Annotated in this window: 5 protein-coding genes and 2 pseudogenes; 1 reads left to right on the top strand and 6 read right to left on the bottom strand. The window is 64.7% G+C overall.

Translation table 11 applies throughout. From position 1 onward, the window contains the following. The 6 genes and pseudogenes from EOA36_RS23770 to EOA36_RS23745 form a co-directional block, all read right to left on the bottom strand. A pseudogene (locus tag EOA36_RS23770) lies at positions 1–810 on the bottom strand (malate synthase G); the annotation flags it as partial. A 367-nt stretch (positions 811–1,177) separates the two neighbouring features. Continuing rightward, on the bottom strand, positions 1,178–3,211 hold the full coding sequence (locus tag EOA36_RS23765) for a hydantoinase/oxoprolinase family protein (protein ID WP_127279669.1): 2,034 nt from the start codon (positions 3,209–3,211) through the stop codon (positions 1,178–1,180). A 170-nt stretch (positions 3,212–3,381) separates the two neighbouring features. Beyond that, positions 3,382–3,736 (bottom strand): annotated as a pseudogene (locus tag EOA36_RS23760) (endonuclease domain-containing protein). A 95-nt stretch (positions 3,737–3,831) separates the two neighbouring features. Further along, a complete protein-coding gene (locus EOA36_RS23755; protein ID WP_127279668.1) occupies positions 3,832–4,458 on the bottom strand; it encodes a CDGSH iron-sulfur domain-containing protein in 627 nt (208 codons plus the stop codon). A 111-nt stretch (positions 4,459–4,569) separates the two neighbouring features. After that, positions 4,570–4,941 carry a hypothetical protein gene (locus EOA36_RS23750; RefSeq protein WP_127279667.1) on the bottom strand — a complete coding sequence of 124 codons (372 nt, stop codon included), beginning with the start codon at positions 4,939–4,941 and terminating at the stop codon, positions 4,570–4,572. A 117-nt stretch (positions 4,942–5,058) separates the two neighbouring features. Beyond that, positions 5,059–5,310, bottom strand: coding sequence for a DUF1127 domain-containing protein (locus EOA36_RS23745; RefSeq protein WP_127279666.1), 252 nt, complete (start codon positions 5,308–5,310; stop codon positions 5,059–5,061). A gap of 211 nt (positions 5,311–5,521) precedes the next feature. Here EOA36_RS23745 and EOA36_RS23740 point away from each other — a divergent pair. Then, positions 5,522–6,231 (top strand): winged helix-turn-helix domain-containing protein (locus EOA36_RS23740; RefSeq protein WP_189553333.1); only part of this gene is annotated, 710 nt, incomplete at its 3' end.

The raw sequence follows: 6,231 nt of genomic DNA, 5'->3' as shown, positions 1-6,231 counted from the left end.
GTCCTGGATGGTGGTCAAAGCCGATTCCAGGATGACGTCGGCGATTCCAGCCGGGTCGGTGCGGCCGATCTGGTTGGCGCGGTCGATCAGGATTTCGGTATGGAGGCCGTTCTTGACCAGAAGCACGGCTTCCGGATTCTCGGCATCGCCGCGATAGCCGGCGAACTGTTTCGGGTCGGCAAGGGTGGTGGCGCCGGCGCCCTCGCCGAGCTTCAGCGCGCCATTGGCGATCGAGAGCCCGTTGACGCCTGCCCATTTGCCCGTGGTCAGCGGTACCGACTGGTCGAGGAAGTCCTTTGCCCAGGCAATCACCTTGGCGCCGCGCGCGGGGTTGAAGGCCTTGCCCTTCTCAGCGCCGCCGGTCTCGGGAATGGCGTCGGTGCCGTAGAGCGCATCGTAGAGCGAACCCCAGCGCGCATTGGCGGCGTTGAGCGCATAGCGCGCGTTCATTACCGGCACGACGAGCTGCGGCCCGGCGACGACGGCGATTTCCGGATCGACATTTTCGGTCGAGACGCTGAAGGCCGGACCTTCGGGAACGAGATAGCCGATCTCCTTCAGGAACGCCTTGTAGGCGCCCATGTCGATCGGCGCGCCCTTGTCTTGGTACCAGCCGTCGAGCTTCTCCTGCATGGCGTCGCGTTTCGCCAGCAGCGCCCGGTTCCTGGGCGCCAGATCATGGACGATGGAGGAGAATCCGTTCCAGAAGCGCGCCGCTTCGATGCCGGTGCCGGGCAACGCTTCGTCGACGACGAAGTCATGCAGCTCGCGGGCAATGCGCAATCCGGCGATCTCGATGCGATCGGTCATCAGGCTAACTCCAGATGAAAGGCTTTGCGGGGCGTTTGGCATGTTGGGGGTGCAGGGTCAATTCAGCTTAGGGTGAAGGTGGGGCATTTTGGGCCTTCTTTGAAGACACATCCGTGCGGATGTGTTCTTCATCTGTTTGCGTGCGCCATTCTGAACCGTTCGCTCTACCTCCAACGTCACGGAATGGATCCTAGGGTCTCCGCAACGTCGCTTCGCTCCTGCTCCGCCCTAGGATGACGAACGCGCAGGATTCAGGTCAGGCCGAGTCGAAAATGGTGGCGTCCGAGAACCGGAGCGGAGCGTACTTAAGGTACGTGAGCACCGGAAGCGCAGGACGCCGCCATTTGCAGGCCGGCCTCACCTGAATCTAAACCGCGATCCTTGGCCTGCCCGAGGCCACTGCCACGACATGCGCTTCGATGAACATGCGCTGCGCTTCGACGGTCGAGACACGGAACTCCGTCGCGACCTCGATCTCGGCGCTGTCGGTGCCGGCATCCCGGGCGCGTTGGGCGACAATGGCCCGCACGTCGGCCTCGGCGGCCGCGATCGCCGCCGCTTCGTCGAGGAAGTCGCGCACCGTTTCGCCCGAGGCAAGCCGGAACAGGCCTTCCTTGGGCTGGCTGACGCGGGCCTCGGCCGAAACCCTGACCTGGCCGACGACGGCGCCGAGCGCGTTGGCGACATCGGTATCCCGGGGCACCACGCAGTCATTGCCGACCAAGGGCGCCAGACCGGCGTAATGCAGGGGGGCCGAAGCGCCCAGCCCAATGACGGGACGGTCGAGCGCGACGCTGAGGCGAGCGATGCCTGGATGCGCATCGACGGCGCGCTGCACCAGCGCGTGCGCCACGGTGGCCGCACCATCGAGCCCGTCCTCGGCAAAGGCGGTTTCCAGGATGTATTCGGCCGACCAGCGCGTCAGCGTCACCAGCACGCGTTCCGAAATCACCTCCGGTGATGCGGCGATCGGCTGGCCACGGCCATCGCGCCTGCGGGCGAACAATTCGGCGCCAAGGCGAGCGGCGGCGACATCCCAATTCGCCTGCTTGCCGAACACATGAGCGGCGTCCGATGGCGTGAAGCCTGAGATATGCACCAGCCCGCGCGAGACCAGGCGGTTCAGGGTGGCATTCTGGGCGTTCGATGTCAGCAGCCTGTCGAGGGCAAGCGGCGTCGCGCCGATCGCCTCGTAGAGCTTTGCCTCCGGGACGGTCAGCCCCGCCGCGAGCCGGTCCGGCACGCCGGTGCGGACCGCGAAGCGGCCATCCATGCGGCCGGTGTTGGGGGCGCGCAACTGGCGTTCGAGCTCCGCCGTCACCGCCTCGCCATGCGCCATGCCAGCCAGCGCCAGCGGCACCAGCCGGCGCGGCCCGAGCAGGATTTTCGGGTTGAGCGCGCCATCCTCCAGCGTCACCTCGGAATCACCGCCGAGGCCGAACGTGCGCATGGCGACCGCCTCGACCATGGTGCGGAAGCCACCGACGGTGGCGCCTTCCGGATCGAGCCGCGGCCGGCCGCCATCGAGCACGGCGACGTCGGTGGTGGTACCGCCAATGTCGGACACCACCGCATTGTCGAGCCCGGTCATGTGGCGGGCGCCGACGAGGCTGGCGGCGGGACCCGAGAGGATCGTCTCGATCGGCCGCTGGCGGGCAAACGCCGCCGAAACCAGCGCGCCATCGCCACGCACCACCATCAGGGGCGCGGCGATGTCGCGCGCCGCGAGAAAGCCCTCGGTCGCCGCCACCAGCCGGTCGATCATCGAGATCAGCCTGGCGTTGAGCAGCGTGGTGAGCGCCCGGCGCGGACCGCCGAGCTTGGCCGACAATTCATGGCTTGCCGTGACCGGCAGGCCGGTCCTGTCGCGGATCAGCTCGCGGGCGGCGATCTCGTGCGCGGGATTGCGGGTGGCGAAATAGGCGCAGACGGCAAAGCCGGACACCGAGGCGCCGAGTTCCGGCAGCATCGCCTCCAGCCCGGACAGATCGAGCTTTGCCGCATTGCCATGCACATCATGGCCGCCCGGACAAAACACCACCGGGTCGGTGCCAAGTGCGGTCTTCAAGCCATCGCGGGCAAGATCGGCCTCGGAAAAGCCGATCATGACCAGTGCTACCCGGCCGCCCTGACCCTCGACCAGTGCGTTGGTGGCGAGCGTCGTCGACATCGAGACCAGCTTGATGTCAGCCGGATCGGTGCCCGCTTTCTCCAGCACCGCATCGACGGCGCCAGAAATGCCGACGGCCAGATCATGCCGCGTGGTCAGCGCCTTGGCCTTGGCCAGCACCTTGCCCTTGTTCGCTCCCTGCTGGGGACCTTCGGTCTCGGACCACAGCACGGCATCGGTGTAGGTGCCGCCGGTGTCGATGCCGAGGAAGAGAGGTTTTGGCTTGGTCATTTTGGGGCGGGGTCCGGGCAGATTGTTTGGTTGCCTGCCCTTAGCGGATACGGGCTTGCGGATAAAGCCGGGAGAGATGGGCCACAAGCGATCTCCCCCCTCGTGGGGGAGATGTCCGGCAGGACAGAGGGGGGCGCTGTCCCGCCGACCTTGCCGCGGTTATGGCAGCATCAGCCAAGCCCGGCCGCCATAACAATATGCTGGCACACATTATCGATGTCGCGAATGACGTCGTCGTTCCAGAAGCGCAGAACGATTCAGCCGTCTTGCTCCAGGCGCGATGTCCTGGCTTGGTCGCCGGTGATTGGGTCCGCATGCTGGGAGCCATCGACTTCGACGACAAGTTTCTTCTCCGGACAAGCAAAGTCGACAATGTAGCCGGCGATTGGAAATTGCCGGCGGAAGCCAAGCCCCATCAAACAGTGCGCGAAGCTCGTTCCACAGCTTCAATTCAGCTGGTGTCGTGACCTTGCGCATCGATCTGGCGTTTGCGCGATGTCTTGGAGGCAAAGGCGTATGAGGCATTGCACTATTCGCTGCGTGTTGGAGGCAGCGCTCTACGGCGCCCCCCTCTGTCCTGCCGGACATCTCCCCCACGAGGGGGGAGATTGGCTACTCACCTATCCCACAAACCCCACCTTCTTATGACTGCCATCGCAGAACGGTTTATTCGCGGAATGACCGCAGCGGCAAAGGAAGACCTTGGTGGTGCGGTCGACCGTGTGACCGGTGCCGGTGACGATCTCGACATTGCCTTCGAGCTTGAGAGGACCGTTGGGGGTCGGCGTCGCCTTCAGCGGCCCGTCACGGGTCTCCAGCGCGGGCGTGTCCTTCAGCGCCGGTTCGCCGGTGGCGGTAAAGCCCGCCTTGATGTGGCTGTTGTCGCAGAACGGCTTGTTCTGCGAGGCGCCGCAGCGGCAGAGCGTGGCGCGATAAAAAGTCTCGTCACCAAGCACGATCTCGGCATGCACCGCCAGCGGACCATTTTCTCGTAGCCGCACGGTGTTGACCACTGGTGGCTTTTCCTGCGGCCCGCCATCCTTGCGCACATAGGTGATGGCGCCCGAGGGGCAGTTCTCGGCCAGCGCGACGATCTTCTCGACGCTGGCCGCCTCGGGATGGATCCACTGGCCCGGCGCGTTGGGCACGAAGACGTGCGGGTCGCCGAGCACGCAATTGCGCGAGTGGATGCAGCGCTTGCCGGAAAATCCGACGTCGATCTTGTCGCTTTCGACCATGCCAGCCATTGGCGTGCTCCCTGTTTGCCTGGAGCACGCCGCGCCTGAATACGCGGCGTGCCTTGGGTATTTGGACAGGCTATGGCTCCCAGCAGGAAAACCGTCAAGCTGGCAAACCGGTCAGGGGACCAGATCGATCTCCTCGGTCTCGCCGCCGCTGCAGGTATAGCAGCAATCCTCGCATTTTTCCTTGTTGCCGGGGCCGACGCCCCAATAGGTGCCTTCGTCGCCGTCGACCCAGGCGCCATAGCAGATCGATTCGCCTTCGTTGCAGGAAATCGGCAGCTGCTTGGTCTCGCCGTCGTCGAGATAGAAATCCTTGCCATCGCCCGGCCAGACATAGTCGCGGTCCTGGCTGTAGAGCTCGAGGCGCATGGCATTGGGGTGGCTGTTCTTGACGGCGAAGGTGACGTCGCCGGCATGGGCGGCTGGGACAAACAGGACGGCAAGCGAAAACGCGGCGGCAAGCCGGCGCGCGGATGTGAAAGACATGGAAACCCCCGATGTAGAATCGGCCCCCACGGCCGATGGGGGGATCATGGCATGACGCGGGCCGGCGCTAAAGGGATGATGCTGGCAATCCCTGCCAAATCATCGCGGCATTTCGCCTTATCGCTGCCAAAAGGGCAGCTTGGCGATCTCTTCCTCGACCTGCCGTGTCGTCAAGCCGATGTCGTCGATCAGATGCGGATTGGCTTGCGCCATCTGCTTCAGCTGCCAGCGAAAGTGTGCCTGCTCGCGCCAGGCAGCGACGGTGTTTCGCAAGCTCGCCAGGCTGTAGCGCCGACGCGGCGCGTGCGTGGAACTTGCGGGCATTCCCGGCCGCAGTGCCTGCGGGACCGAAGCGAGGATATGGTTCATGACAACCTCCGTGGGGCCGGACTTGAGGGCCCTCGAGCTGAAAGAGGTTGAATTCTGCCGGATACGAACGCTGCCGTAATTAAACCCTCCCAAATAGTTCTCAAAAGTTCCAAACCGGCGTCTAACGCTTTGTTTTCACGCAATTCCCTGGCAAAGCGCTACACGCTTCTCCGCTTCGCGTTTTGCCTCGAATTGCTCTATAGATGCGCCGATGCAGGGAGAGCGCTTTGCCTTTGGCCCGTTCGTGCTCGATTCCGGTGCGGGAACGCTGCTCCGGAACGATGTCCCCGTGGCCATCGGCCACCGCGGGCTGAAGCTGCTCGCGGCGCTGGTCGCAAGATCCGGCGAAATCCTCGAGAAGGCCGAATTGATGGACGCGGCATGGCCCGGCACGGCCGTCGAGGAAGGCAACCTCACCGTCCAGATCGCGCAACTGCGCAAGCTGCTTGGCCCGCCCGGCATTGCGGGTGAGGGGAGCGGTGAATGGATCGCCACCGTTCCACGCGTCGGCTACCGTTTCACGGCGGCCGTCGAACACCTCAATGGCGCCAAGCGAAAACCGTTGCCGCTGCCTGACAAGCCATCGATAGCGGTGCTGCCCTTCGTCAATTTCGGCAACGATGCCGGGCAGGACGCCTTCTGCGACGGCTTGACCGAAGACCTGATCACCGACCTGTCGAGGATCTCCGGCCTGTTCGTCATCGCGCGCAATTCGACCTTTGCCTACAAGGGAAAGGCGATGGACGTGCGCGAGATCGCCAGGGAACTCGGCGTCCGCTATCTGCTGGAGGGCAGCGCGCGGCGCGATGCGGGGCGCGTGCGCATCAACGCGCAGCTGGTCGACGCGGCGAGCGGCGATCATCTGTGGGCGGAGCGCTTCGACCGCGGCATGGACGATATCTTTGCCGTCCAGGACGAGGT

The sequence above is a fragment of the Mesorhizobium sp. M8A.F.Ca.ET.021.01.1.1 genome (assembly GCF_003998025.1).
GTDB lineage: Bacteria > Pseudomonadota > Alphaproteobacteria > Rhizobiales > Rhizobiaceae > Mesorhizobium.
The sequence above is the reverse complement of the archived record's forward strand: the minus strand, read 5'-3'. Positions and strand labels throughout refer to the sequence as shown.

Coding starts and splice junctions, on each gene's coding strand:
- EOA36_RS23765 (WP_127279669.1), bottom strand. CDS start 3,211: ATGACCAAGCCAAAACCTCTCTTCCTCGGCATCGACACCGGCGGCACC.
- EOA36_RS23755 (WP_127279668.1), bottom strand. CDS start 4,458: ATGGCTGGCATGGTCGAAAGCGACAAGATCGACGTCGGATTTTCCGGC.
- EOA36_RS23750 (WP_127279667.1), bottom strand. CDS start 4,941: ATGTCTTTCACATCCGCGCGCCGGCTTGCCGCCGCGTTTTCGCTTGCC.
- EOA36_RS23745 (WP_127279666.1), bottom strand. CDS start 5,310: ATGAACCATATCCTCGCTTCGGTCCCGCAGGCACTGCGGCCGGGAATG.